This window comes from Rhodococcus sp. PSBB066, from assembly GCF_017068255.1.
In the GTDB taxonomy this organism is placed as follows: Bacteria; Actinomycetota; Actinomycetes; order Mycobacteriales; family Mycobacteriaceae; genus Rhodococcus; species Rhodococcus aetherivorans.
The window spans coordinates 3,529,864-3,555,334 of the sequence record NZ_CP070859.1; the positions used below are offsets into that span (position 1 = coordinate 3,529,864).

Here is a 25,471-nt window from a genome sequence, read left to right on the forward strand (position 1 = left end):
TGTCCGAAGGACGCGGTCCGCACTGCGGCCCCGACGCGCACTCGCGTCGGGGCCGCAGTGCTGTGCGGGTGGGTGCGGGTAGCGTGAGATCGGTCCCAGTCCTTCGCTGAAAGGCCCAGCCACGTGACCATCGCCGTGACCGGTTCCATCGCCACCGACCACCTCATGCGTTTCCCCGGACGCTTCGCCGAGCAGCTCGTCGCAGACCAGCTCAGCCACATCTCGCTCAGCTTCCTGGTCGACGACCTGGTGGTCCGTCGCGGCGGCGTGGGCGGCAACATCGCCTACGCGATGGGTGTGCTCGGCGGGTCGCCGGTGCTCGTCGGGGCGGTCGGCGCCGACTTCGCCGAGTACCGTGCGTGGCTCGAGGGCAACGGCGTCAACTGCGACCCCGTGCACGTGTCGCAGACCGCGCACACCGCGCGCTTCGTGTGCACGACCGACGAGGCGATGGCACAGATCGCCTCGTTCTATCCCGGCGCGATGTCCGAGGCCCGGGACATCTCCCTCGCCGACGTGACCGGGGCGCACGGGGTCGATCTGGTCCTGATCGGCGCGAACGACCCGGAGGCGATGGCCCGGCACACCGACGAGTGCCGACAGCTCGGCATGCCGTTCGCGGCCGACCCGTCCCAGCAGCTCGCCCGTCTGAGCGGCGACGAGGCGGCCCGGCTGATCGACGGTGCCGCCTACCTGTTCACCAACGAGTACGAGTGGGGGCTCCTGCAGCAGAAGACCGGCCTGACCGAGGAGCAGATCCGCGCAATGGTCGGTCTGCGCGTCACCACGCTCGGCGGCCACGGCGTCGAGATCGTCGAACGGGACGGCCACCGGATTCACGTCGGCGTCGTGCCCGAGCGGGCCAAGGTGGATCCCACCGGCGTCGGCGACGCATTCCGGGCGGGCTTCCTGCTGGGACACCGCGCGGGCCTCAGTCTCGAGCGTGCCGCCCAGCTCGGCTCGCTCGTCGCGGTGCTCGTGCTCGAGACGACCGGCACCCAGGAATGGACCTTCGACCGTCCCGACGCGGTCAAGCGGCTGGCGGTCGCGTACGGGCAGACGGCCGCGGACGAGATCGCCGCGATCCTGCCGTGATCGGCCGGTGTGTCCTTCGGGCGGTTCCCACCGCCCGAAGGACACACCGGCCGCGTAGCGGCCCTACACCTCGACGGGGTAGGCCGGCTCCTGGATGTCCGGCACGATGCGCTGCTCGACGAAGATGCCGTGCCAGATCATGAACACCAGCACCGTCCACAGCCGGCGGCTGTGATCGACGCGGCCCTCGCGGTGCTCGTCGAGCATCCGGCCGACGGCCGCCTTGTCCAGCAGGTGCTCGGTGCCCGACTCGGCGATCACGGCGCGGGCCCACTCGAACAGCTCCGGGCCGCGCAGCCAGTGCCGCAGCGGCACGGGGAAGCCGAGCTTCGCGCGGTGCAGCACGTGCGGCGGGACGATATCCTCGAGGGCCTGGCGCAGCGCGTACTTGGTGGTGTTCTTCGTGATCTTCTGATCCAGCGGCACCTGCGAGGCGACGCGGAAGACCTCGGGATCCAGGAACGGCACCCGCAGCTCCAGCGAGTTCGCCATCGTCATCTTGTCGGCCTTGACGAGGATGTCGCCGCGCAGCCACGTGAACAGGTCGAGGTGCTGCATCCGCGCGACGGGATCCCAGCCGGCGGAGCGGGCGTAGATCGGTGCGGTGACGTCCTGATGCGTCCATTCCGGACGGAAGTCGCGCAGCACCGCCCGCAGCTGCGCGTCGTTGAAGCTGCGGGCGTTCCCGTAGTACCGCTCCTCGAGGGTCATCGACCCGCGATGCAGCAGGCTCTTGCCGCGGGTGCCCTCGGGGATGCGCTCGGACAGCTTCCCGGCCGCGCGCCGCAACGGCTTCGGCAGGTACTCGAACGGCTTCAGCGATAGCGGCTCGCGGTAGATGGTGTAGCCGCCGAACAGCTCGTCGGCACCTTCCCCGGAGAGCACCACCTTCACGTGCTTGCGGGCCTCCTTGGCGACGAACCACAGGGGCACCAGCGCGGGATCGGCGACGGGGTCGTCCAGATACCACACGATCTCGGGGATCGCCGCGGCGAACTCGGCGGGGGAGACGACCTTGACGACGTGGCGGGCGCCGATCGCGGCGGCGGACTCGGCCGCCACGTCGACCTCCGAGTAGCCCTCGCGCTCGAACCCGGTGGTGAACGTGATCAGGTTCGGATTGTGCCGCATCGCGAGCGCCGCGACGGCCGTGGAGTCGATGCCGCCGGACAGGAACGACCCGACCGTCACGTCGGCACGCATGTGCTTGGCGACGGAATCCTCGAGCGCCTCGGCGATTTCCCGGTACCGGTCGCGCTCGCGGCCTGCGGCAAAGGGCCGGACCGGGAACGTCGGCTCGAAGTAGCGCGTGATCTCCGGCCGGCCCCCCGGGCGCACCCGGGCGTAGCAGCCGGACTCGAGCCGCCGGATCTCCTTGTGCAGGGTCTCCGGCTCGGGAACGTACTGCAGCACCGTGTAGTGCTCGACGGCGCGGGGGTCGAGTTCGGTGCCGATCCCGATCAGATCGGCCAGCTCGAGCAGGCTCTTCTTCTCGCTGCCGAACGCGGTGCCGCCGGTGCCCGTGGCGAGGAACAGCGGCTTGATGCCGAACGGGTCGCGGGCGAGGAACAGCTCGCGCGTCTCGGTGTCCCAGATCGCGAACGCGAACATGCCCCGCAGCCGTCGCACCGCCTCGGTGCCCCAGTAGTGGTACGCGGCGACGATGGTCTCGCTGTCCCCCTCGGTGGCGAACTGCGCCCCGTACTTCTCCGCCAGCTCGGCCCGCAGCTCCACGTAGTTGTAGATCTCACCGTTGAAGGTCAGGGCGTAGCGCTCCGGGGACTCCGGCGGGCCCCACCGCAGCGGCTGGTGCGAGTGCGCGATGTCGATGATCGACAGCCGGTTGAACCCGTAGACCAGGTCGCCGTCGTGCCAGGTGCCGTGCTCGTCCGGTCCGCGATGACGCAGGCAGTGCATCGCGGAGTCGACCCTGGCGACGGCGTCGTCGCTGGTGCCGTCAGTGGTCAGTAACCCGAGCAGTCCGCACACGGCGTCCGATACCTCATTCCGGTTGGGATGGATTCGGCCCCCGGGATGTTGCCGCAGCAGGGACCGACGGTCTGCATGGCAGTATGCCGCAGGCCGGGGGTCGCGGCAGCCGGTGGCCGGCGTCGACCCGGGCCGTGAGCAGCGGGCACGCGACGACGCGACACGTTGTGTGCGCCCCGGGGATGGATCGCGGCCGGGTTTGGTCTACGCTGCGTAGTAATTGGGTCTGCCCTCCGGGTGTGCCCTAGTGGAATTGCGGCGATCAGGAAGGCGTGAACGTGGCGCAAGGTCGGATCCTTCGGCGGTTCGGGCTGGCAGCATCTCTCGGTATTGCAGCCGTGCTGCTGACGGGATGTAGCAGCGAGGAAGTCCTGCGTTTCGGCTGGCCGGAGGGGATTACCCCGCAGGCCGAGCGTATGCGTGAGCTGTGGACGTGGTCGGTCGTCGCCGCCCTCGTCATGGGTGTACTGGTGTGGGGCCTGACCTTCTGGGTGGTCATCTTCCACCGCAAGAAGAAGGACTCGCCGGAATTCCCGCGGCAGACGGCCTACAACGTGCCGCTCGAGCTGCTGTACACGGCGGTCCCGTTCGTCATCATCGCGGTGCTGTTCTACTTCACCGTGGTGGTGCAGAACTACGTCCTCGAGAAGGAGGACAACCCGAACGTCGTCGTCGACGTCACGGCGTTCCAGTGGAACTGGAAGTTCGGCTACCGCACCGTCGACCTCGGTGAGGGCACGGCGCGCTACGAGGGGACGGACGAGATCGCGCAGGCCGCGGTCGAGGGCGACACCGAGGAGCATGCCGGCGGCGAGCACGAGATCCCGGCCCCGATCCACGGCCAGGAGGCCGAGGACCTGTCGTACCTGCACTACAACAAGATCGAGACGGTCGGCACCAGCAACGAGATCCCGGTCCTCGTCCTGCCGACCGATCGCCGGATCGAGTTCGTGCTCGCCTCGTCCGACGTGATCCACTCCTTCTGGGTGCCGGAGTTCCTGTTCAAGCGTGACGTCAACCCGAACCCGCTGAACAACAGCTCCGATCCGGTCTTCCAGATCTCCGAGATCCAGGAGGAAGGCGCGTTCGTCGGCCGCTGTGCCGAGATGTGCGGCACCTACCACGCCATGATGAACTTCGAGGTCCGCGCGGTGAGCCCGGAGCGGTTCGCGGAGTACATCGAGCTCCGCAAGCCCGTCGAGGACGGTGGCGAGGGCCTGACCAACGCGCAGGCGCTCGAGCGCATCGGCGAGTCCCCGGTCGCGACGTCCACCACCCCCTTCAAGACCGACCGCACCGACCGCGCGGCCAGTGGTGTCGTCACCGCGGGCAACTGACCGGTAAACCTCCGACCAAGGACAAGCTGATATGAAGATCGAAGCCAAGCTCTTCGAAGTCGTGACGGTGTTCTTCGTGCTCGTCGCCATCGTGTACGGAGTGTTCACCGGCCTGTCCCGCACGGGCATCGAGTGGGCCGGCCTGACGGCGATCGTGCTCTCCGCCGGCCTGACGCTCATCGTCGGCACCTACTTCCGGTTCGTGGCCCGTCGCCTCGACACCCGCCCGGAGGACTACGAGGAGGCCGAGATCAGCGACGGCGCAGGCGACCTGGGCTTCTTCAGCGCGGGTAGCTACTGGCCGATCCTGCTGGCCGGGGCGGCTGCGTTCGCCGCCATCGCGCTGGCCTTCTTCCAGCCGTGGCTGATCGTCCTCGCCGTGATCCTGATCCTCGCTGCTGCGGCCGGCCTGGTGTTCGAGTACCACGTCGGACCCGAGAAGCACTGAGCGCACACAGCGCGTAGATCCGATGCCGCGGGGCGGCCTCACCACACGGTGAGGCCGCCCCGCGGCCGTTTCCGTTCCGTGCCCGGACGGGGAGCCTCGGGCCGTGCTCGCCGTGCGCGGTTCGCGTCACGGCTCGGCGGGGTGTCACCGGGGAATCGTCCATGGCCCGGTCGTGGGGAACGGGGCCGACGCCGGGGGTGCCGGGCGGGCAGTGTCGCGGCGCGCCGCTGTCCCGGCCGCGAGAGCCCTCACGCCTACTCACCCGCCCGGCGTAGCCACGGCGGATCCACAGGCGGGCGCTGCTGAGGTACTACGGCGGCGACCTCGTCGAGGTGGCGCTCGCCGCCGTGCCGGCGGTGGGGTGATACCGCGCCGCGGGTCGGAATCGAACCCGGATGGTCCCGTCGGAACGCGGCGGCAGGACACCGCGCGGAACGCGGCGGCAGGACACCGCGCGGAACGCGGCGGCAGGACACCGCGCGGAACGCGGCGGCAGGACACCGCGCGCCCCCGGGCAGACGCCGATGCGGTACCGCGCTCGAACCGACTCGCGTACCGCGACACGCCCGGCCCGTCCGAGGGCCGGTGAGCCGACGGTCCGCTCGGGTTCCCGGCCGTCCGTCGCAGTGGGGGAGGGGTGGGGTGCGGGGACCGGATCCGGTCGTCCGCACCGACCGGAAGCCACCGGGGATGGAAGCCGCAGGGACCACGGAGAAACGGGAGGGGCCCCGAACCGTTTCCGGTTCGGGGCCCCTCCCGTGGTTTCGGACTCGAGCGACCGTCAGTGCGCCTTGCCGTCGCCGTCCGTGGTGCCGTGGACGCGCGTCTGGTACTCGCTCAGGATGGCGCGCTGCTCGACCTCGGCCTCGTGGTGCGCGGCCTCGAGTGCCGTCGCCTCCTCGGCCGGGTCCGCGCTCCACCAGCTGCCCGCGCCGGGCTTGCCGGCGGTGCCGAGCTTGTTCATGCGCTTCGGCACCGGTGCACCCTGGTACTCGAGTGGAATCGGGTGACCGTGGTCGTCCACCGGGCCGAGCGGCTGGTGGATCTCGATGTACTCGCCGTGCGGCAGTCGACGGACGATGCCCGTCTCGATGCCGTGCTCGAGCACCTGGCGGTCGCTGCGCTGCAGGCCCAGGCAAAACCGGTAGGTCAGGTAGTAGGCGAGCGGCGGGCCGAGCAGGATGCCGATGCGGCCGATCCACGTCATCGCGTTCAGCGAGATGTCGAACTTGTAGGCGATGATGTCGTTGATGCACATGATGGTCGCGATGGCGTAGAACGTCAGAGCCATCGCGCCGATCGCGGTCCGGACCGGCACGTCCCGCGGACGCTGCAGCAGGTTGTGGTGCGCATCGTCCTTGGTGAACTTCTTCTCGATCCACGGGTAGGCGATGAGGACCGTGAAGACCAGGCCCATGATCACTGCGATCCAGAACACCGCGGGGATCGTGTAGCGGCCGAACAGGTAGATCTCCCACGCCGGCCAGATACGGGCCAGGCCGTCCGTCCACATCATGTAGATGTCGGGCTGCGAGCCGGCGGACACCTGCGACGGGTTGTACGGGCCGATGTTCCAGACCGGGTTGATCTGCAGCAGACCGCTCATCAGCGCCAGCACGGCGAAGGTGATGGCGAAGAACGCACCGGACTTGACCGCGAACACCGGCAGGATCCGGACACCGACGACGTTCTGCTCGGTACGGCCGGGGCCGGGGAACTGGGTGTGCTTCTGGTACCAGACCAGGGCCAGGTGGGCTGCGATCAGGGCGAGGATGATGCCCGGAATCAGCAGCACGTGCGCGACGTACAGGCGCGGGATGATGAGCATGCCGGGGAAGTCGCCGCCGAAGATCAGCCAGTGCATCCAGGTGCCGATCACCGGGATGCTGATGGTGATGCCGGACAGCGCGGCCCGCAGGCCGGTGCCGGAAAGCAGGTCGTCGGGCAGCGAGTAGCCGAAGAAGCCCTCGAACATCGCCAGGATCAGCAGCAGCGAGCCGATCACCCAGTTCGCTTCACGCGGACGGCGGAACGCACCGGTGAAGAACACGCGCAGCAGGTGCACGATGATCGACGCGGCGAACATCAGCGCAGCCCAGTGGTGGATCTGCCGGACGAACAGACCGCCGCGCACCTCGAAGGAGATGTCCAGGGTCGTCTCGTACGCACGCGACATCGTGACGCCGCGCAGCGGGGTGTAGGCGCCGTCGTAGGTGACGTGCGCGAGGGACGGATCGAAGAACAACGTCAGGTACACACCCGAGATCAGCAGGATCACGAAGCTGTACAGGGCGATCTCACCCAGGAGGAAGGACCAGTGGGTGGGGAACACCTTGTTGATCTGACGCCGCAGCCCGGCGGCCGGGTGATAGCGCGAGTCGATGTTCTCCGCCGCGTGGGCGGCGCGGGATGGTGTTGCAGTACTCACGGGCGACGCTCCCAAAATGCCGGACCGAGAGCCTCGATGAAGTCACCGTTGGCGACGAGGAAGCCCTCTTCGTTCACTGTAATAGGCAACTGCGGCAGTGCGCGAGCAGCAGGACCGAACAGGGGCTTGCCGTACTCCAGGGCATTGAACTGCGACTGGTGGCAGGGGCACAGGATGCGGTTGGTCTGCTGTTCGTACAACGACGTCGGGCAGCCCAGGTGGGTGCAGATCTTCGAGTAGGCGAAGTAGTCGCCGTAGTTGAAGCTCTCCTGACCCTTGCGCTTGATCGCCCTCGCCGTGTCCTCGGTCCGGAGGCGGATCAGCATGACGGCGTTGCGGATGCCGCGCAGGCCCTCGAGGAGGGCGTGCTCGTCACCGCGGTCCGACTCGCGGAAGGGGAACACGGTCTCCATGCCGCCGGCATCGAGGTCCTCCGGGCGGACCAGGACGATGTCGTTCGGGCGTCCGGTGTCGCGACGCAGGTAGATCGTCTCGCCCGGGTACCGGGGCGTCCAGCCCGAGACCCACAGCGGCGACTCGTCGCCCTCGGCCCAGGGGTTCTTGATCAGGCCGCCGAGCGGCATGATCAGGCCGAGGCCGAGCGCGCCGCCACCGAACAGTGCCGTGCGCTTGATCAGCTTGCGACGCGGCAGCGTGGAGGTGTCCAGCGAGTCGGAGAGCTCGGCGACGATCGTCCGCCGATCGACCTCCGAAGAGACTCCGTCGTGCCGATCCTGGATCGACACCTCTTCCGGGATGAACTTCTTGGTGAACTGCACCGCGCCGACGCCGACGCCGAGGATGGCCAGACCCAGGGTCAGGCCCAGCAGCGGCGTGTACAGGTTGTACAGCGTGTAGTTGTCCTCACCGGGGCCCTGGTACTCCCACGGCCAGAAGATGAAGACCGCGATGAACGCGAGAGCCGACACACCCGCCAGCCCGAACCAGAAGGCGACGTTCCGTTCCGCGCGCTTCTCGGCGCGCGTGCCCGCGACGGGCCAGCGGTCCTTGCGGAACGCCACGTCCACGCCGTCGAGGTTGGTGCCGAGCGCGACGAGATCGTCGCGGCTCATCTGATCGAGGTTCTCGATCGTGTGCTTGTTCGGCGTTTCGCCGCCACTCATGACCTTGCTCCGATCCACAGTGCCGCACCGACGACGGCGACGATCCCGACCACCCACATCGTCGGGCCCTCGGAGGCGGGGCCGAAACCGCCCAGGCCGTATCCGCCGGGGCTGTTCGTCTCGCCGGAGGCCTTGACGTAGGCGATGATGTCCTCCTTCTCCTCCAGCGTGAGCTGACGATCGGAGAACTTGGGCATGTTCTGCGGGCCGGTCAGCATCGCCGTGTAGATCTGCTGCTCGTTCGCCGGATCCAGCGCCGGCGCGAACTTGCCGGACGACAGCGCGCCGCCGCGGCCGGTGAAGTTGTGGCATGAGGCGCAGTTCTGGCGGAACAGCTCGCTGCCGCGGGCAACGTCGTTGCCGCGCAGCGAGGACTGGGCGATCTCGCCGTTCTCGTCACGGATGAGCGTCGGGCCGCCGCCGTTGGCCTGGATGTACGCGCCGAGGGCGTCCGTCTGGGCCGCGTCGAACTTCGGCGTCTTGCGCACGGCCTGGGCCTCGTTGCGCATCATCGGCATGCGGCCGGTGGAGACCTGGAAGTACACGGCCGCCTCGCCGACACCGATCAGGCTGGGGCCGCGGTCCTGCACACCCTGCAGGTTGGCGCCGTGGCACGTGACGCAGGAGGTCTCGTAGAGCTGCTTGCCTTCGCGGATCAGGGCCGACTGGTCCTCGTTCGCCGTCGCCACCTGCGGCGCGGGAGTCAGCGCGGAGGCGAGGAAGCCGGCGCTGAGCAGGCCGAGGGCGAGCACCAGCGCACCGGTGACGCGGCGGCGCAGCTTGCGCTGACGGCGGGACTTGGCGGACGCGGCCGCGGACTGACCGGGCATGTCACCCTCGGAAGCGAGAGGTGGGGATGAACTCATCTGTATCCCTTTGGTATGTCGGGACGGACTGGACGTCAGGGGGCTGCCTGGGCGTTCAGCTGGCTAACGGATGAAATAAATCGTGGCAAACAGCGCGATCCACACGATGTCGACGAAGTGCCAGTAGTAGGAGACGACGATCGCCGCGGTGGCCTGCGCCGGCGTGAACTTGCTGACCCTCGTGCGCACGAGGAGGAACACGAAGGCGACGAGGCCGCCGATGACGTGCAGGCCGTGGAAGCCGGTCGTGATGTAGAAGACCGAACCCCACACCATGCTCGAGATCGTCACGCCCTCGCCGACCAGCTGGGTGTACTCGAAGCCCTGGCCGAGCACGAAGAACGTGCCCATGGCGAGGGTGATGATGTACCACCGCCGGAGGCCGAACACGTCGCCACGTTCGGCTGCGAACACACCCATCTGGCAGGTGAAGGAGGAGGCGATCAGCACGAGGGTGACCGGCACCGCCAACGCCAGATTGAGGTGGACAGGCTCCGGCGGCCAGTTGCCGTCGGCCTGCGCCCGCGCCACGAAGTACATGGCGAAGAGCCCTGCGAAAAACATGAGCTCACTGGACAACCACACGATGGTGCCGACGCTGACCAGATTGGGCCGGTTCAGCGAGTGCACGCGCTGGGTGATTGCAGTTCCTGAAGTCCCTACTGCGCTCGTCACGTTCGCAAGTATGACTGCTCGTAGTAACTCGTGGGCAATCGGGGCCGAAATCGGCGCGTCTTCGCTGGTGGGCGCCGTGCGATCGCGTTTTCCGGGGGCGGTCGTGCACTGCCCGTGGCGCGTGGGATCGTGGTGCGATGAGCAGTGGCGGAGGGGTGTGGGGCCGGGTCCGGCGAGCGTTCTCGCGCAGGGGTCCGGAGCCCCTGGATCCGGCACGGCCGGACCTGGTGGTGGTGGTCTCGTCCTTCGACGACGTCGAGGCCTGTTCGACCGCCCTCGAGCGGGGCGCGGCGACCGAACCGGCCTGGTCGCCGGAGTCGGAGGCCGTCCTGCGGCACCATCTCGAGCTGCCGGCCGATTCCGTGGAGCGGGCGATCGCCCTGGCCGCGCAGGACGGGTACGCCCCGGCGCAGCCGGCGAACCCGGCCGGGCCCGGCCTCCAGGCCGTCCTGCTGCAGCGGGTGCAGGTGCTCGATGCGCTGCACTGTTCGCAGGAGCGGTCGCGGATGGCCGGTCTGGCGCAACGGCTCGGCGGTACCGCGCTCGGGTGGGACGCCCTGCAGCCGGAGATCGGCCCTGGCTAAGCTCTTCCGGCATGCGCCGCCGACGACGGCGGCGCACCGAGGAGCGAGATGCGGCGAGGGCAGGTGCGATGAACGCTGGACGACAGGCGGATGCGGTGGCCCGGAGCTGGCCGGCGGTCCTCGGTGGGCTCACCGCCGGACGCGACCTCGCGCGTGCGGAGGCCCAGTGGGCGATGGACGAGATCATGTCCGACAACGCCACGGCCGCGCAGATCGCCGCGTTCGGCGTCGCGCTGAAGATGAAGGGGGAGACGCCCGAGGAGCTGCTCGGCCTCGCCGACTCGATGCTGGGCCACGCCCGGCTGGTGCCGGTGGACGACGACGTCGTCGACATCGTGGGCACCGGCGGGGACCGGGCGAACACGGTCAACATCTCGACCATGGCGTCGCTGGTGGTGGCCGCGTGCGGCATCCGCGTCGTCAAGCACGGCAACCGGGCGGCCTCGTCGAAGAGCGGCGGCGCGGACGTGCTCGAGGCGCTCGGCGTGCACATCAGCCTCGGTCCCGAGGCCGTCGCGGAGTCGGTCGCCGAGGCCGGCATCGGGTTCTGCTTCGCCCCCGTCTACCACCCGGCGCTCCGGTTCGCGGCCGCACCGCGTAAGGAGATCGGTATCCCGACGGTGTTCAACGTGCTCGGGCCGCTGACCAACCCGGCCCGGCCCCGCGCCGGCCTGATCGGATGTGCCTTCCCGGAGCTGATCGGCACGGTCGCCGGTGTCCTCGCCGAGCGGGGCAACTCGGCGCTCGTCGTGCGGGGCGACGACGGACTGGACGAACTGACCACCTCCACGACGTCGACGGTGTACGTCGTCCGGGACGGCAGCGTGAGCACCGTGAGCCTGGATCCCACCGACCTCGGCGTCGCCCGGGTGCCGCTGGACGCGCTGCGCGGCGGCGACGCCGCCGAGAACGCCGTGATCGCGCGGGCGGTGCTCGCCGGGGAGCACGGGCCGGTACGCGACGCGGTCCTGCTGAACGCCGCCGGGGCGATCGCCGCCTTCCGGGGGTTCGAGGGATCGCTCGCCAGTGCCCTGGCGGCGGGGATGCAGACGGCAGCCGAGGCGCTGGACTCGGGCGCGGCGGCGGCGGTGCTCGCCCGCTGGGTCGAGGTGACCAACCGGCTCGCCGCCGCGGGCTGAGCGCGACGACGGGCCGGGCGTCCGTCCTATTCGCCGATCGAGAACCCGGCCTCGACGTCGGCGCTCGAGTACGACTGGAAGGCGATGTGCGTCGCCGTCCTGGTCACGCCGTCGAGTTTGTTGATCCCGCGGGTGACCACCTCGGCGATCTCCTCGTGGTCGCGCACCCGCAGCAGCGCGATCAGGTCGATGTCGCCGGCGCACGAGTACACCTTGTCGACGCCGGCCAGGTCCGCGACCGCCTGGGCGGTCTCCGGGATGCGGTGGGCGTCGGCGTGGATCAGGACGATGGCGTGGATCATTGCTCTCCTCGGCTTCCGGGGACGGACCTGCGGGCGAGCCCTCAGCGTAGGGGGTGCGCGATCGTGACCGGCTCGGCCCCGGCGCGTGCCGTTCGGGCGAGCTCACCCCACTGCGCCCACGCCCCGGCGCCGCGGAGCGGCTCGGACCAGCCCTGGGTGGTCCGGACGATGCGGACTCCGTCGTCGTGGAGCCAGCGGGCCAGCAGTCCCAGTTCCTCGACGAGCGCACCCCGCAGCGGCGCGGTCGTCGGGCGCACGGTCTCGGCCGCGGCGGCGATCGCGTCGACGACGGGCATCGGCGGGACGCCGCGTGGAGCGACTCCCGCTGCCGCGAGCCGGCCGGCCCGGATCACCGCGAACTCCCAACCCCCTTCGGCGCGTCGGCGGGCGGCGATCAGCTCGTCCACCGCCGCTAGGGCGGCCAGGCGCTGCGTCCGGCGCAGCGCGAACACGGCGTCGGCCGCCCGGTCCCGCAGCCGGGCCGCGCCCTCGAACAGTTCGGCGGCGCCGAGGTGGTCGATGCGCTCGCGCATCCGATGCAGCGGCGCGTCGTCCTCCCCGCGCAGCAGCGCCCGGGCGAGGTCCACCTGCCGCGCGTACTCGACGGGGGTCTGCAGCCCGGCCGCGGCGGCGGCGCAGGCCCCCACGGCCTCCGGAGGGCAGTGCTCGCCGTGCCGTTTCGTGCGGGGGATGCGCCGGGTGCAGGTCCGCAGCAGGCAGAACTCGGCGACGGTGGTGGCGACGGCGACGGCGTCGGCCCGCGACGAGAACGGGCCGACGGCGTCGGTCGGGCCGCCGCACGTCGGGGCCGGGGGCGCCGTGGTCGGTGTGCGGACGACGGACAGCCGGGGGAACGCCTCGTCCGTGAGGGTGATCCACCAGCCCCGGGTGGGGAACTTGGAGCGACGGTTGTAGGGCGGGGCGTGCGCGGCGAGCAGCCGCAGCTCCCGCACCCCGGCCTCGAGGGCATGGGCGCACTCGACGTGATCGATCCGGGTGGTGAGTGCCACCATCTCCTTCAGGCGGGGCCGGGTCTCGGATCCGGTGAAGTAGTTGCGCACGCGGCGGCGCAGGTCGACCGCGGTCCCGATGTACAGCACCTCGTCCGAGGGCCCGCGGAACAGGTACACGCCGGGCCGCCGCGGCAGGTGCGCCGCGAGGGACCGTTTGGCGCGTTGCTCGGCGGTGACGGCCGGCAGATAGTCCCGCAGTTCGGTGAGGCTGTGTACCCCTTGGTTGCCGACGCGGTCGATGAGCGCGTGCAGGACGTCGACGGTTGCCCGGGCGTCGTCGAGGGCGCGGTGCGTGGGCGTGGTGGACACCCGGAACAGCTCGGCGAGCGCGGACAGCCGCACGGACGGTGCCTCGTCCCGGCCGAGGACGCGGCGCGCGAGCTTGACCGTGCACAGTACCTGCAAGCGGGGCCACGCGACCTCGGACCGGGACGCCGCGGCCCGCAGGAATCCCACGTCGAAGCCCGCGTTGTGCGCGACGAGCACGGATCCGGCGGCGAACTCGAGGAACGAGGGCAGGACCTGCTCGATCCGGGGCGCGGCACGGACCATGGCGGTCGTGATGCCGGTGAGCTGCACGATGTTCGGGGGGATCGACCGGCCCGGGTCGACGAGCGTGGCGAACTCGCCGAGCACCTCGCCGCCGCGGATCTTGACCGCCCCGATCTCCGTGATCGCGTCGTCCGTGGAGCTGCCGCCGGTGGTCTCGAGATCGACGACGACGAAGGTGGTCTCCCGCAGCGGCGTGTCCAATTCGTCGAAACCGAGCTGCACCCCGACGGCGGGCTCGGTTCGGTGGGGCACGGTCACGACGCCAGGGTAGGGGGCGGGTCCGACACCCCGGGGACGGGGCGGAGACACCCGGAACGGTCCGGAGAGACGAGGATCACACCTTCGGTCGGCCGTGTGGGTGTGGGCGGCGGCGCGAGAGGGTATCGATACCGCGACCGGAGGGCAGGCGCCGCCTCGGTCGGCGGCTTCTCGCTTCGTCGATGCGCTCGTGATCGCCGGTTCGACCTGCGACAACGCGACGGGTTCCGGGCGCAGGCCGCCGGAGGCGCCCGGAGCGGCCGCGGGCCTGCCGCGTCCCGAACCGACCGTTATGTTTCCGTGATCGAACGGGCCGGGCCGTCGGACCCGAATCGGACATACCCGTCAATCCGCGGCGTCTCCGGCGCGGACGGTCGACATCCTCCGATGCGATTTCGTAATCTTTTCGAGACCAAGCGGTGAGGATGTCGAACCACCAGAGGGGAGACGCCGCTCGGTCACCGCCTAATCGGCGCACCCGCAGCGGGTGCCCGAGCCGGGGACCCACGTTGTCCTCTGGGGTGAATCCCCTCCGACCGCGCCAGCGGGACGAGGGGTAGGGCTGATCTTCCCAGCCCGAACCCGTCAGCTAACTCGGTCGGCGGACGAACGGAAGAAATGGAGCAACCCCCTCGTGGCGTCTCAGATTTCCAAGCGCACCGTGCGGCGCGCCGTCGTCGCCGGTGCCCTCGCTCTCGGCGCGGTCACTGTTTCGGCGGGTCCCGCCCTCGCGGAACCGATCACCATTCCCGGCGTCGGCTCGTTCGAGCTGCCGGCGGGTGTGACCCTCCCGCCGGAGGTCACCAACCTCGTCCCGCCGGCCCCGCAGGGTGCCGCGCCGGCGCCGGCCGCGCCCTTCAGCGCGCCGGTCACCTCGGTCGCACAGCGCGCCGTGGACGCCGCTCACACCAAGCTCGGCGCCCCGTACGTCTACGGCGCCGCCGGCCCGGACGCCTTCGACTGCTCCGGCCTGGTGCAGTGGGCCTACAAGCAGGCCGGCCTGAACCTGCCGCGCACCAGCTACGAGCAGGCCTCCGCCGGTCGCGCCGTGGACGTTTCGGCGCTGCAGCCCGGCGACGTCGTGTCCTTCTACGGCGGCAGCCACTCCGGCATCTACATCGGCAACGGCAACGTCATCCACGCGTCGACCTCGGGCCAGCCCGTGAAGGTCGCCCCGGTGAACTCGATGCCGGTCGACGGGGCCCGTCGCTACTGAGCGACGACTCGACGACTGCCACGCAGTGGCGCAGCGGGGGCGGACCGGTCGATGCCGGTCCGCCCCCGCCGGTTTTCCGGGATTCGCCTACCCGGCGCTGCGTGACCTACCGGTGGGTAGACACGAACCAATGCCCTTCCGTAACCTGATCGAGATTTTTCGGGTAACGGGTGCGCAACGTCGAACGAAAGGACCTGGTCCCGTGGTGGTGGACAGGACGAAACGGTCGCTTCGGGCGCTGGTGGCAATCGGAGTGCTGCTGACGGTGGCGTTCGCGGCCGCCCCGGCCGGAGCCGACCCGGTGGGGGAGAGCCCCACCGTCGCCCTGGAGCGGCTCGCCGAGCTGTCGCGCAAGTCCGAGCAGACCACCGAGGCGCTGCACAATGCCGGAATCGATCTCGACGCGAAGGTCGACGCCCAGCGCGCCGCCGACGCGGAGCTGGCCCGCGACCGCGAGGCGCTGGCCGCCGCGGAAGCAGAACTCGCGGTCTTCCGCCCGACCGTGGACAAGCTCGCCGTCGCCAATTACCGCGGTGCCCGCACCAACCGGCTGTTCGCCCTGATGGTCAGCGACTCACCCCAGCAGCTGCTCGACCAGATGTCGGCACTCGACGTCATCGCCCAGGAGACCGCCGACCAGGTCGCGGGATTCCGCACCGCGTCGTCGGCCGCCGCGGAGGCGGCGCTGGCGTCCCAGCGCTCGGTCGACGAGGCGCGTGCCGCCGCCGAGCAGGCGCAAGCCGTGCGCGACGATCTGCAGCGGCAGCAGAGCGAGCTCGAGGCCCAGATCGACGAGGTGCTCGCCGCCTTCGCCGAGCTGAGCGCCGAGGAGAAGGCCACGCTGGCCGGCGCGCCGTTCCCGCCGGGATTCGACGCCGAGAAGATCCTGTCGGGCCTCGCCCCCGGTAGCGGCAGCGGTGCCCTGCAGGCCGGCATGACCAGGATCGGCAGCCCGTACAGCTGGGGGGCCACCGGCCCCTCCGCGTTCGACTGCTCCGGCCTCGTGGTGTGGGCCTACAAGCAGATCGGCAAGAGCCTGCCGCGCTCGAGCCAGGCCCAGGCCCAGGGCGGCACCCCCGTCCCGCGCGACCAGCTCCAGCCCGGCGACGTCGTGACCTTCTACGACGACGCCTCGCACGTGGGGCTGTACGCGGGCAACGGCAACGTCCTGCACGCCTCCACGTACGGCGTGCCCGTCAAGGTCGCCCCGATGGACAGGATGCCGTTCCACAACGCCCGCCGGTACTGACGCCCGTCGTGCCGCCACCCCCACGGTGCCGGTGTGAGCGCGACCTACACTGGCCGCCGTGCCCGCGCCCGATTCGTCCCGCCGTCCCCCCGGCAGCCGCCGGTGGGAGCGACTCGGCGTGGCCGGGCTGATCGTCGCGGTCGTGGCCGTCGGCCTCACGCTCGCGTTCACGCCCGACGACGAGCCGGCCGAACCGGCGTCGCGCACGGCCGTGCAGGGGCTGCTCGACACCTGGTCCCGGGCCGTGCGCTCCGCCGACCGGGCGGCGTTGGCGGCCCTCGTGGACCCGCAGGCCCGCCCGGGGTTGCTCGACGCGGAGGTGCGGCGCGCTGAGGCCCTCGCCGCGTTGCCGCTGGCGGACTTCGGTTACGAGCTCGGCCAGGACCCCGGAACCGACGTGACCGACGACGTCGGGGCCCGCCTCGGCGCCGACGAGGCCCGCGCCCACACCGTCCTGCTGCGCTACGCCGTCGAGGGCATCGACGACGAACCGACGCGCAAGCCCGTCACGCTGCTCCTCGCCCGCCGGGGTGAGCAGTGGCGCCTCGTCGACGACCGCCCGCTGCCGGGTGCGGAGACCACCACCTGGCGGGGGCCGTGGGACTACGGACCGCTGCTGGTCCGGGCCGTGGACACCGGGGCCGGGGGGCGGTCCCTCGTCGTCGGGCACCCCGAGCACTCGTCCCTCGTCTCGGACATCGCCGGCGAACTCGAGGCCGCGGTGGAGGCCGTGGACGCCGCGTGGGGAACCGAGTGGCCCCGCCGCGCCCTCGTGCTCGTCACCGCCTCGCACGACGAGTTCACCGCCCAGGTCGGCAGCCGCTACAACGGCGCGGAGATCGCCGCCGTCGCCGTGTCCGACGCTGTCGACCACGAGCGCGGCGAGACCACCGGCCAGCGCATCGTCTTCAGCCCCGCCGCCGGGCAGCGGCTGGACGCGGCGGGCCTGCGGGCGATCCTGCGCCACGAACTCACCCACGTCGCGGCCCGCACCGACACGGTCGACGGGTCGCCGCTGTGGATCCTCGAGGGCTACGCCGACTACGTGGGCTACCGCAACGCCGACGGTGCCCTCGGCGTCATCGCGCCCACCCTCGCCGCCGCCGTCGCCGAGCGTGGGGCGCCCACCGCGCTGCCTACAGACGCCGACTTCGCCGGCGACGGTGCGCGTCTGGCGTACGAGAGCGCGTGGTCGATCGCGACGTTCGTCGCCGGGGAGTTCGGCGGCGATCGTCTCACCGCCCTGTACCGGCGGCTGGCCACCGGGCCCGTCGACGCCGCGGAACTCGACGCCGCGCTCGGCGACGTGCTCGGTGCGGATGCGGAGCAATTCGTCGCCCGATGGCAGACCTGGCTCGAGGCGCAGGTGCCGGCCCGGGTCGGCTGACCCGGCGTCCGCGCCCGCCACGGCACCGCCTACGGTGAGCGCATGCCCCGAACGCTGCTGGTCACCAACGACTTTCCGCCCCGGCCCGGGGGGATCCAGTCCTACCTGCAGGCGTTCGCGTCCCAGTTGCCCCCGGACGAACTCGTCGTGTACGCCCCGCGATGGCGCGGTGACAGCCACGTGAAGTTCGACGCCCGGCAACCCTTCGAGGTTGTCCGCCACCCCACCACCCTGATGCTGCCGACCCCCGCAGTGGCACGGCGGGCCACCCGGCTGATGAGCGACCGGGCCTGCGAGAACGTGTGGTTCGGCGCCGCGGCGCCGCTCGCCCTGCTCGCGCCCGTGCTGCGCCGCGCCGGTGCCCGCCGGGTCCTGGCCAGCACCCACGGGCACGAGGTGGGCTGGTCGATGGTGCCCGCCGGACGGCAGGCGCTGCGCCGCATCGGTGACCACACCGACGCCGTCACGTACGTCAGCCGGTACACCCGCGGTCGATTCGCCTCGGCGTTCGGGCCCGGCGCGGGGCTCGAGCATCTGCCCTCCGGCGTGGACACCGAGGTGTTCCGGCCGGACCCCGCCGCTCGCGCGGAACTGCGCGCCCGGTACGGGCTGGGCGACCGGCCCACCGTGCTGTGCCTGTCCCGGCTCGTGCCCCGCAAGGGCCAGGACATGCTCATCCGTGCGCTGCCGGAGGTCCGCCGTCGCATCGACGGGGCGGTGCTCGTGATCGTCGGCGGCGGCCCGTACCAGGACCGCCTCCGGGACTTGGTCCGCGCGGTCGGGGTCGACGACCACGTCGTGATCACCGGCGGGGTGCCGGCTGCCGAACTCCCCGCCCACCACACCATCGCGGACGTGTTCGCGATGCCGTGCCGTACGCGCGGCGCCGGCCTCGACGTCGAGGGTCTCGGGATCGTCTACCTCGAGGCGTCCGCCACCGGGGTGCCCGTGGTGGCGGGCCGGTCCGGCGGTGCGCCGGAGACCGTACGCGCAGGGGAGACCGGGGTCGTCGTCGACGGCACGTCGGTCGCGGCGGTCGCGGGCGCCGTCGCCGACGTCCTCGCCGACCGCGACCGGGCGGCGGCGATGGGCGCGGCGGGCCGCGCCTGGGTCGGCGCCGAATGGCGGTGGGACGTGCTCGGTGCGAAACTGCGGCGCCTGCTGGCCTGACGCCCCGACCGGCCCGCGCGCCCGACCGACCCGGCCCCCTGGACGAGCCGGAACCGGCGGTGTGTGAAGCTTTCCCCGTGAGCAGCATTCAGGTGGCCGATCAGACCTTCGTCGCCGCGTCGCCGCGGCGGATCGCGGCCGAGATCGCCGAGCCCCGCCGCTGGCGTGCGTGGTGGCCCGACCTGGCTCTGACGGTCCGCGAGGACCGGGCCGACAAGGGCATCCGGTGGTCGGTCGCCGGCGCGCTGAACGGCACGATGGAGGTCTGGCTCGAGCCGATGCTCGACGGCGCGATCGTGCACTACTTCCTGCACTGCGAACCGACCGGGGTGCCGCCGGAGCGGGTGGGCGGACTCGACCTCGCCACGATGAACCACCGGCGTCGCGTCGCCGGCAAGGCCATGACCTTCGACGTCAAACGGCGACTGGATGCGGGCCGCGCCGCCGGCGAACCGCCCCGGGACGGAAATCCCTGATCCGACGGCCGAGCACCTGCAGGCGACGAGCCCTCCCCGGAACTACTACGGTGTGATAGACAACGGTTCCCGCGTGCGCCGACCGGTGGGACGGACGGCGGGGACAGAGGGAAAGGAAGCGTTGGTCGCATGGCCGAGAAGACCAAGAGGTCGATCACCATCGATGCTCCGTCCGATCGGGTGATGGCCGTGATCGCCGACTTCGACGCGTACCCCGCCTGGGTTTCGGCGGCGAAGTCCGTGGAAGTGCTCGCCGTCGAGTCCGGAGGACGCGCGGAGCGGGTCCGGTTCGTGCTCGACGCAGGGGTGGTGCGCGACACCTACGAGCTGGTCTACCAGTGGGCCCCGGACGGCCGATCGGTCAGCTGGGAGCTCGTCGCGGGCGAGATCCAGAAGGCCCAGTTCGGCTCCTACATCCTGACCGAAGCGCCGGAGGGCGGCACCACCGTGTACTACGAGCTGACGGTGGACCTGACCATCCCGATGATCGGCCTGTTCAAACGAAAGGCCGAGAAGGTGATCACCGACACCGCGCTGAAGGAACTCAAGAAGCGGGTGGAAGGCTGAGCGGGCACGCCGGGCGGCCCGGCCCCGCCGCCGTGCAGCTCTTCGTCGGCAAGGGGGGCACCGGCAAGACGACCCTCGCGGCGGCGACCGCCCTCGCGGCGGCTCGTTCCGGGGTTCGCACGCTCGTGGTCTCCCTCGATCAGGCGCACTCGCTGGCGGATGTGTTCGCCGTCGACCCGGCGACGCCGGGATCCGTCGATGCGCGCATCGTCCCGGTCACCGACGGCCTCGACGCGCTGGAGATCGATTCGCTCGCCCTGCTCGAGCAGCGCTTCGCGCTCCTGGCCGCGCTCGCCGCCGCCGGCGGCGCTCACGAGCACGGCGACCGGTTCGGCATCCCGGCACCCGAGGAAGTCACCGGGCTGCCCGGCGTGCAGGAGATCCTCGCCGTCGGCGAGGTGGCCCGCCTGGCCGACACGGGACGCTGGGACGCGGTGATCGTCGACCTCCCCGCCTCCGCGGACGCCTTCCGCACGCTCGCCGCGCCGGCGACGGTGTCGGAGTACATCGAGCGGATCTGGCCCCGGCACAGCCGCATCGTCGCGGCGACGGGTGCCGACCCGCGTCTGGCCCTGGTCGTGGCGCTCGTCGACCGCGTCGTCGACCACACCGCGACCGTGCGGGACCTGCTCGCCGACCACTCCCGCACCTCGGTCCACCTCGTCGCCACCGCCGATCGACTCGGCGTCGCGGAGGCGCGGCGGCTGCGGTCCTGGACGGCCCTGTCCGGTCTGCGGCTGGCGCGCGTGCTCGTCAATCGGACCGTCCCGGACTTCCCGGCGGACGAGGCCGGGCCCGCCGCGACCTGGCTCGCCGAGCAGCGCGGAGGGCAGCGCCGGATCGTGGCGGAGATCGCGACGATTCTCGGCGCCGTCGCCGTGGTCGAGTGCGAGCAGCGATGCACCGAACCGGTAGGGTTGGTCTCTCTGGCGGCGCTTGCGGAGTCGCTGTACCCGGATGGCGTGGCGCCGCATACGCCGGAGGATTCCGGCGTGGAGCCGGTGCGGGTACAGCGCGAATCGGGGACAGGGGTGGATGCGGTGTACACGATGCGGATGCATCTGCCGCTGGCGGACGCGGCATCGCTGACACTCGGCCGGGTGGACGACGACCTGGTGATCGGCGCCGACGGGATGCGCCGCCGGGTGCGGCTCGCGTCCGGTCTGCGGCGCTGCACCGTCTCCGGCGCCGAGTTCGAGGGATCCGACCTGCTGGTGCGGTTCCGTCCCGATCCCGCGGTGTGGCCGCAGTGAGCGCCGATCACGACGTCCTCGTCGCCGAACTGCGGGCGCTGGCCGACGCCGTCCTCGACCGACTCGAGCAGACGGTGCAGCGATTCGCCGAACCCGCACCGCCCGCCCGGCCCGCGCCCGGCGCGACGACCGGGGACGCGGCCGCCGCGCCCGCCTCGGCGGCGAGCGGATGCAGCTGGTGCCCGCTGTGCGCCGTCGCGGCCGCGGTGCGGGGCGAGCCACATGAGCTCCTCACCCGCCTCGCCACCCAGATCGCGGCCCTGATCGCCCTGCTGCGGGACCTGCTCGCCCGGTACCTTCCGCCCCCAGGGGCCGGCCCCGACGGGCCGGATCCGCAGACCCCGCCCCCGGCTCCCGGCCGCAGCGGTGCGTTCGTGCCGATCTCGGTCACGATCCGGCGCTGATCGGGTCCACACCGTGAGCACGGATCGACTCACGATCGGAATCGACGTGGGCGGCACCAGCATTCGCGCGGCCGTCGTCGACGGCACCGGTTCCGTCGTCGACACCGTCCGGTCGCCGACCCCGCACTCGGGCCGCGCCCTCGAGGATGCCCTCGACCGCACCGTCGCCCGCCTGGCGGGACGCAACGAGGTCACCGCCGTCGGGCTCGCCGTCGCCGGATTCCTCACCGCCGACCGTCGCGTCGTCCGTTTCGCCCCGCACCTGCCGTGGGCGGACGTGCCCGTGGCCGAGCGGATGAGCGCGCGGATCGGCCTGCCGGTGATCCTCGAGCACGACGCCAACGCCGCGGCGTGGGCCGAGTACCGGTTCGGTGCGGCCGCCGGTGTCCGCACGACCGTGCTGGTGGCCGTCGGCACCGGCATCGGCGCCGCCCTGCTCCTGGACGGTGTGCCGTTCCGGGGCGCGCACGGCATCGCCCCCGAACTCGGGCACCTGCAGGTGGTTCCCGACGGGCGGCCCTGCGCGTGCGGGAAGCGGGGCTGCTGGGAGCGGTACTGCAGCGGCACCGCGCTGGTCGACACGGCGATCGAATTGCTCGCGGCAGACCCGGACCGGTCCTCCCCGCTCACCCGTGACGTCGCGGCGGATCCCGGGGCGCTGACCGGACGACGGATCGCCGGGGCCGCGCAGGACGGCGACCCGCTCGCCGTCGCGGCGATGGCCGAGTTCGCCCGTTGGCTCGGGCTGGGCCTGGCGATGGTCGCCGACCTCTACGACCCGGACCTGGTCGTCATCGCGGGTGGGGTGTCGGGGTCGGCGTCTCTGTTCCTCGACGACGCCCGCGGTCACTACGCGGCGGCCCTGACCGGGCGTGGTCACCGGCCGCTCGCCGGGGTCCGCGCCGCGCACCTCGGCGACGCCGCCGGCCTGGTGGGCGCGGCCGACCTCGCCCGCGAATCGTCCCGGTCCGGACGAAACGGACCAGGCGGCTGAGATGATCGTCACGTCCATCGCTGTGAGGCGGGACCGCGGCGTGCCACGGTGTGCACGGCGACACCCCGCCGTCGTAGAGTCGACCGGCAGGCACGATCTGCCTGCGCGTTTCGGAGACGGGGAAGGACGCCATGTGGTATTGGCTTTTCAAGTACGTCCTGCTGGGGCCGCTGCTCTGGCTCATGGGGCGGCCGAAAATCGAAGGGGCGGAGCACATCCCGACCGACGGCCCCGCGATCCTCGCCAGTAATCACAAAGCCGTCCTCGACTCCTTCTTCCTTCCCCTGGTGGTACCGCGGCGCATCACCTTCCTCGCCAAGAGCGAGTACTTCACCGGCCCCGGGCTCAAGGGCCGGTTCCAGCGCTGGTTCTTCTCCGCGGTCGGGCAGGTCCCGATCGACCGCACCGGCGCCGACGCCGCGCAGGACGCCCTCAACGCCGGCGTCCGCGTCCTCTCCCAGGGCAAGCTGCTCGGCATCTACCCGGAGGGCACCCGGTCGCCGGACGGCCGCCTCTACAAGGGCAAGACCGGTATCGCCCGGCTGGCCCTGCAGACCGGCGTGAAGGTCATCCCGGTGGCGATGATCGGCACCGACGAGATGAACCCCATCGGGTCGAAGATGTGGAAGCCGGCCAAGGTGACGGTCCGGATCGGGGAACCGATCGACTTCTCCCGCTTCGAGGGCATGGGCGGCAACCGTTTCGTCGAGCGCACCGTCACCGACGAGGTGATGTACGCGCTGATGCGCCTGTCGGGCCAGCAATACGTCGACATCTACGCGGCCTCCCTGAAGAACCGGCCCGCCGAACAGGATGCGGCCGCCACGGCCGCCGACGCCGATCGCCTGCCCGACACGCAGGCCGGCTGACGCCGGATACCGGCGACACCCGCCCGGCCGCGGCCGGGCATAATGTGCGCACGTGCGTTACTTCTACGACTGCGAGTTCATCGAGGATGGTCGCACCATCGAGCTCGTGTCGATCGGTGTCGCCTGCGAGGACGGGCGCGAATTCTATGCGGTGTCGACGGAGTTCGACCCCGAGCGGGCCGGGCCCTGGGTGCGGCGGCACGTGCTGCCGAAGCTGCCGCCCCCGGCGCATCCCGCCTGGAAGTCCCGGACCCGCATCCGCGACGACCTGATGTCCTTCCTGATCCCGCGGCCGGGCATCCAGCCCGAGCTGTGGGCCTGGCTCGGGGCCTACGATCACGTCGCGCTCGTCCAGCTCTGGGGAACCATGCCGGAACTGCCCGACGCGCTGCCCAAATTCACCCGCGAGCTGCGCCAGCACTGGGAGCAGCACGGCAAGCCCCCCCTGCCGCCGGTGCCGGACGACAACCACGACGCCCTCGCCGATGCCCGCCACAACCTCGCCAAGTTCGAGGCGATCGAGGCCGCGCGGCTGTACCGCTGAACCGGGTGCCGCGGCCGCCGGGCGGGCCGGCGGGACGGGGTGTGGCATCGACCCACCCGGGGGTGCGTGTCCCTCGTCGCGCCGGGGCCATATCCTGGTGGTGTGAACTGGACTGTCGATGTGCCGATCGACCGCTTGCCGACCCTTCCGCCGCTCCCCGCCGAGCTGCGCGAAAGGCTGGACGCGGCCCTGGCCAAGCCCGCCCTGCAGCAGCCGAGCTGGCCCGAGGACCAGGCGTCGGCGATGCGTACCGTGCTCGAGAGCGTGCCGCCGATCACCGTGGCCCGCGAGGTCGAGGACCTACAGAACCACCTCGCCGCGGTCGCGCGGGGTGAGGCCTTCCTGCTCCAGGGCGGTGACTGCGCCGAGACCTTCGCCGACAACACCGAGCCGCACATCAAGGCCAACATCCGCACGCTGCTGCAGATGGCCGTCGTGCTGACCTACGGCGCGTCGCTGCCGGTCGTGAAGGTCGCGCGGATTGCCGGACAGTACGCCAAGCCGCGGTCGTCGGACATCGACGCGCTCGGGCTGCAGTCGTACCGGGGCGACATGATCAACTCACTGGTCGCCGATTCCGCCGTGCGTGCGCACGACCCGTCCCGGCTGATCCGCGCCTACGCCAACGCCAGCGCCGCGATGAACCTGGTCCGGGCCATCACCGCCGCCGGCGAGGCGGACCTGCACCGGGTGCACGACTGGAACCGAGAGTTCGTCGCATCCTCCCCGGCCGGCGCGCGGTACGAGGCCCTCGCCTCCGAGATCGACCGCGGCCTGCGCTTCATGGACGCGTGCGGCGTCGTCGATCCCAACCTGAAGGCCGCCACCATCTACGCCAGCCACGAGGCGCTGGTCCTCGACTACGAGCGGGCCATGCTCCGGCTCGACAACACCGACGGGCACCCCCGGCTCTACGACCTGTCGGCGCACTTCCTGTGGATCGGTGACCGCACCCGCCAGCTCGACGGCGCCCACATCGCCTTCGCCGAGCTGCTGGCCAACCCGATCGGCCTGAAGATCGGCCCCAGCACCACACCCGAGATGGCGGCCGAGTACGTCGAGCGGCTCGATCCCACCAACAAGCCGGGCCGGCTGACCCTCATCTCCCGGATGGGGCACGCGAAGGTGCGAGATCTGCTGCCCCCGATCATCGCCAAGGTGCAGGCGACCGGTCACCAGGTCATCTGGCAGTGCGACCCGATGCACGGCAATACCCACGAGGCGTCCACGGGGTACAAGACCCGGCACTTCGACCGGATCGTCGACGAGGTGCAGGGCTTCTTCGAGGTGCACAACGCCCTGGGCACCCATCCCGGCGGCATCCACATCGAACTCACCGGTGAGAACGTCACGGAATGCCTCGGCGGCGCACAGGACATCTCCGACATCGACCTGCACGGCCGTTACGAGACCGCGTGCGACCCGCGCCTGAACACCCAGCAGTCGCTCGAGCTGGCGTTCCTGGTCGCGGAGATGCTCCGCGGCTGACCCTCCGCGGAGCGGCCGGGTCCCGGGGCCTTCCGGGTCGTCAG

24 protein-coding genes and 1 riboswitch are annotated in these 25,471 nt (G+C 71.2%); of the genes, 17 read left to right on the forward strand and 7 right to left on the reverse strand.

Annotation, left to right across the window (positions count from 1 at the left end):
- Nucleotides 1–123 precede the first annotated feature (123 nt).
- Nucleotides 124–1,095, forward strand: a complete 972-nt coding sequence (locus JYA75_RS16180; RefSeq protein WP_006947778.1) for a carbohydrate kinase family protein — start codon at nt 124–126, stop codon at nt 1,093–1,095.
- Between the two features lie 63 nt (nt 1,096–1,158).
- Here the strand turns inward: JYA75_RS16180 and asnB are convergent, their stop codons facing one another.
- Entirely contained in the window at nt 1,159–3,084 is a 1,926-nt protein-coding gene (gene asnB / locus JYA75_RS16185; RefSeq protein ID WP_050035371.1) for an asparagine synthase (glutamine-hydrolyzing), read from the reverse strand.
- Nucleotides 3,085–3,356: 272 nt separating this feature from the next.
- Between asnB and JYA75_RS16190 the strand changes: the two genes are divergently transcribed.
- A complete protein-coding gene (locus tag JYA75_RS16190) occupies nt 3,357–4,421 on the forward strand; it encodes a cytochrome c oxidase subunit II (protein WP_144415028.1) in 1,065 nt (354 codons plus the stop codon).
- A 31-nt stretch (nt 4,422–4,452) separates the two neighbouring features.
- A complete protein-coding gene (locus tag JYA75_RS16195; RefSeq protein ID WP_006940002.1) occupies nt 4,453–4,869 on the forward strand; it encodes a cytochrome c oxidase subunit 4 in 417 nt (138 codons plus the stop codon).
- A 781-nt stretch (nt 4,870–5,650) separates the two neighbouring features.
- Here JYA75_RS16195 and JYA75_RS16200 read toward each other — a convergent pair.
- From JYA75_RS16200 to JYA75_RS16215, 4 genes are all read right to left on the reverse strand, one after another.
- Entirely contained in the window at nt 5,651–7,297 is a 1,647-nt protein-coding gene (locus JYA75_RS16200; RefSeq protein WP_029544233.1) for a cytochrome bc complex cytochrome b subunit, read from the reverse strand.
- The gene (locus JYA75_RS16205; protein WP_029544230.1) at nt 7,294–8,421 is read right to left on the reverse strand and encodes a ubiquinol-cytochrome c reductase iron-sulfur subunit; all 1,128 of its coding nucleotides are present in this window, start codon (nt 8,419–8,421) and stop codon (nt 7,294–7,296) included. Before JYA75_RS16205 ends, JYA75_RS16200 begins: the two co-directional genes overlap by 4 nt.
- A complete protein-coding gene (locus JYA75_RS16210; RefSeq protein WP_044475654.1) occupies nt 8,418–9,251 on the reverse strand; it encodes a cytochrome c in 834 nt (277 codons plus the stop codon). Before JYA75_RS16210 ends, JYA75_RS16205 begins: the two co-directional genes overlap by 4 nt.
- A 99-nt stretch (nt 9,252–9,350) precedes the next feature.
- Nucleotides 9,351–9,962 (reverse strand): heme-copper oxidase subunit III, encoded by a 612-nt coding sequence (locus JYA75_RS16215; protein ID WP_006932077.1) that lies wholly within the window; start codon nt 9,960–9,962, stop codon nt 9,351–9,353.
- Nucleotides 9,963–10,099: 137 nt separating this feature from the next.
- Here JYA75_RS16215 and JYA75_RS16220 point away from each other — a divergent pair, with 137 nt between their 5' ends.
- On the forward strand, nt 10,100–10,546 hold the full coding sequence (locus JYA75_RS16220; protein WP_029544227.1) for a hypothetical protein: 447 nt from the start codon (nt 10,100–10,102) through the stop codon (nt 10,544–10,546).
- A 68-nt stretch (nt 10,547–10,614) separates the two neighbouring features.
- A complete protein-coding gene (gene trpD / locus JYA75_RS16225) occupies nt 10,615–11,685 on the forward strand; it encodes an anthranilate phosphoribosyltransferase (RefSeq protein WP_180986951.1) in 1,071 nt (356 codons plus the stop codon).
- A gap of 26 nt (nt 11,686–11,711) precedes the next feature.
- Here the strand turns inward: trpD and JYA75_RS16230 are convergent, their stop codons facing one another.
- Both JYA75_RS16230 and JYA75_RS16235 read right to left on the reverse strand, forming a co-directional pair.
- On the reverse strand, nt 11,712–11,987 hold the full coding sequence (locus JYA75_RS16230) for an Lrp/AsnC ligand binding domain-containing protein (RefSeq protein WP_006932084.1): 276 nt from the start codon (nt 11,985–11,987) through the stop codon (nt 11,712–11,714).
- 41 nt (nt 11,988–12,028) lie between these two features.
- A complete protein-coding gene (locus tag JYA75_RS16235; RefSeq protein WP_050036378.1) occupies nt 12,029–13,774 on the reverse strand; it encodes a DEDD exonuclease domain-containing protein in 1,746 nt (581 codons plus the stop codon).
- A gap of 488 nt (nt 13,775–14,262) precedes the next feature.
- A riboswitch (cyclic di-AMP (ydaO/yuaA leader) is annotated at nt 14,263–14,430 on the forward strand.
- Between the two features lie 14 nt (nt 14,431–14,444).
- Between JYA75_RS16235 and JYA75_RS16240 the strand changes: the two genes are divergently transcribed.
- The 12 genes from JYA75_RS16240 to JYA75_RS16295 all read left to right on the forward strand — a co-directional run bounded on the left by JYA75_RS16240 (nt 14,445) and on the right by JYA75_RS16295 (nt 25,427).
- Nucleotides 14,445–15,026, forward strand: coding sequence for a C40 family peptidase (locus JYA75_RS16240; RefSeq protein WP_006932087.1), 582 nt, complete (start codon nt 14,445–14,447; stop codon nt 15,024–15,026).
- A 202-nt stretch (nt 15,027–15,228) separates the two neighbouring features.
- Complete coding sequence (locus tag JYA75_RS16245) at nt 15,229–16,275, forward strand: NlpC/P60 family protein (RefSeq protein WP_006933341.1); 1,047 nt, start codon at nt 15,229–15,231, stop codon at nt 16,273–16,275.
- Between the two features lie 58 nt (nt 16,276–16,333).
- Nucleotides 16,334–17,662: a hypothetical protein gene (locus JYA75_RS16250; protein WP_029544220.1), complete on the forward strand. Its 1,329-nt coding sequence runs from the start codon at nt 16,334–16,336 to the stop codon at nt 17,660–17,662.
- A 42-nt stretch (nt 17,663–17,704) separates the two neighbouring features.
- On the forward strand, nt 17,705–18,832 hold the full coding sequence (locus JYA75_RS16255; RefSeq protein WP_006933343.1) for a glycosyltransferase family 4 protein: 1,128 nt from the start codon (nt 17,705–17,707) through the stop codon (nt 18,830–18,832).
- Between the two features lie 77 nt (nt 18,833–18,909).
- Nucleotides 18,910–19,308, forward strand: coding sequence for a polyketide cyclase / dehydrase and lipid transport (locus JYA75_RS16260; RefSeq protein ID WP_203329200.1), 399 nt, complete (start codon nt 18,910–18,912; stop codon nt 19,306–19,308).
- A gap of 129 nt (nt 19,309–19,437) precedes the next feature.
- Nucleotides 19,438–19,875: an SRPBCC family protein gene (locus JYA75_RS16265; protein ID WP_006933347.1), complete on the forward strand. Its 438-nt coding sequence runs from the start codon at nt 19,438–19,440 to the stop codon at nt 19,873–19,875.
- 32 nt (nt 19,876–19,907) lie between these two features.
- Complete coding sequence (locus JYA75_RS16270; protein ID WP_203329201.1) at nt 19,908–21,128, forward strand: ArsA-related P-loop ATPase; 1,221 nt, start codon at nt 19,908–19,910, stop codon at nt 21,126–21,128.
- Nucleotides 21,125–21,532, forward strand: coding sequence for a hypothetical protein (locus JYA75_RS16275; protein ID WP_203329202.1), 408 nt, complete (start codon nt 21,125–21,127; stop codon nt 21,530–21,532). Before JYA75_RS16270 ends, JYA75_RS16275 begins: the two co-directional genes overlap by 4 nt.
- 13 nt (nt 21,533–21,545) lie before the next feature.
- Complete coding sequence (locus JYA75_RS16280) at nt 21,546–22,526, forward strand: ROK family protein (protein WP_203329203.1); 981 nt, start codon at nt 21,546–21,548, stop codon at nt 22,524–22,526.
- Between the two features lie 131 nt (nt 22,527–22,657).
- Entirely contained in the window at nt 22,658–23,395 is a 738-nt protein-coding gene (locus tag JYA75_RS16285; RefSeq protein ID WP_006933354.1) for a lysophospholipid acyltransferase family protein, read from the forward strand.
- A gap of 52 nt (nt 23,396–23,447) precedes the next feature.
- Nucleotides 23,448–23,939: a polyadenylate-specific 3'-exoribonuclease AS gene (locus tag JYA75_RS16290; RefSeq protein ID WP_006933363.1), complete on the forward strand. Its 492-nt coding sequence runs from the start codon at nt 23,448–23,450 to the stop codon at nt 23,937–23,939.
- A 102-nt stretch (nt 23,940–24,041) separates the two neighbouring features.
- Complete coding sequence (locus tag JYA75_RS16295; RefSeq protein ID WP_006933364.1) at nt 24,042–25,427, forward strand: 3-deoxy-7-phosphoheptulonate synthase class II; 1,386 nt, start codon at nt 24,042–24,044, stop codon at nt 25,425–25,427.
- Nucleotides 25,428–25,471: the final 44 nt, after the last annotated feature.

Coding starts and splice junctions, on each gene's coding strand:
- JYA75_RS16195 (WP_006940002.1), top strand. CDS start 4,453: ATGAAGATCGAAGCCAAGCTCTTCGAAGTCGTGACGGTGTTCTTCGTG.
- JYA75_RS16205 (WP_029544230.1), bottom strand. CDS start 8,421: ATGAGTGGCGGCGAAACGCCGAACAAGCACACGATCGAGAACCTCGAT.
- JYA75_RS16210 (WP_044475654.1), bottom strand. CDS start 9,251: ATGCCCGGTCAGTCCGCGGCCGCGTCCGCCAAGTCCCGCCGTCAGCGC.
- JYA75_RS16220 (WP_029544227.1), top strand. CDS start 10,100: ATGAGCAGTGGCGGAGGGGTGTGGGGCCGGGTCCGGCGAGCGTTCTCG.
- trpD (WP_180986951.1), top strand. CDS start 10,615: ATGAACGCTGGACGACAGGCGGATGCGGTGGCCCGGAGCTGGCCGGCG.
- JYA75_RS16230 (WP_006932084.1), bottom strand. CDS start 11,987: ATGATCCACGCCATCGTCCTGATCCACGCCGACGCCCACCGCATCCCG.
- JYA75_RS16255 (WP_006933343.1), top strand. CDS start 17,705: ATGCCCCGAACGCTGCTGGTCACCAACGACTTTCCGCCCCGGCCCGGG.
- JYA75_RS16265 (WP_006933347.1), top strand. CDS start 19,438: ATGGCCGAGAAGACCAAGAGGTCGATCACCATCGATGCTCCGTCCGAT.
- JYA75_RS16285 (WP_006933354.1), top strand. CDS start 22,658: ATGTGGTATTGGCTTTTCAAGTACGTCCTGCTGGGGCCGCTGCTCTGG.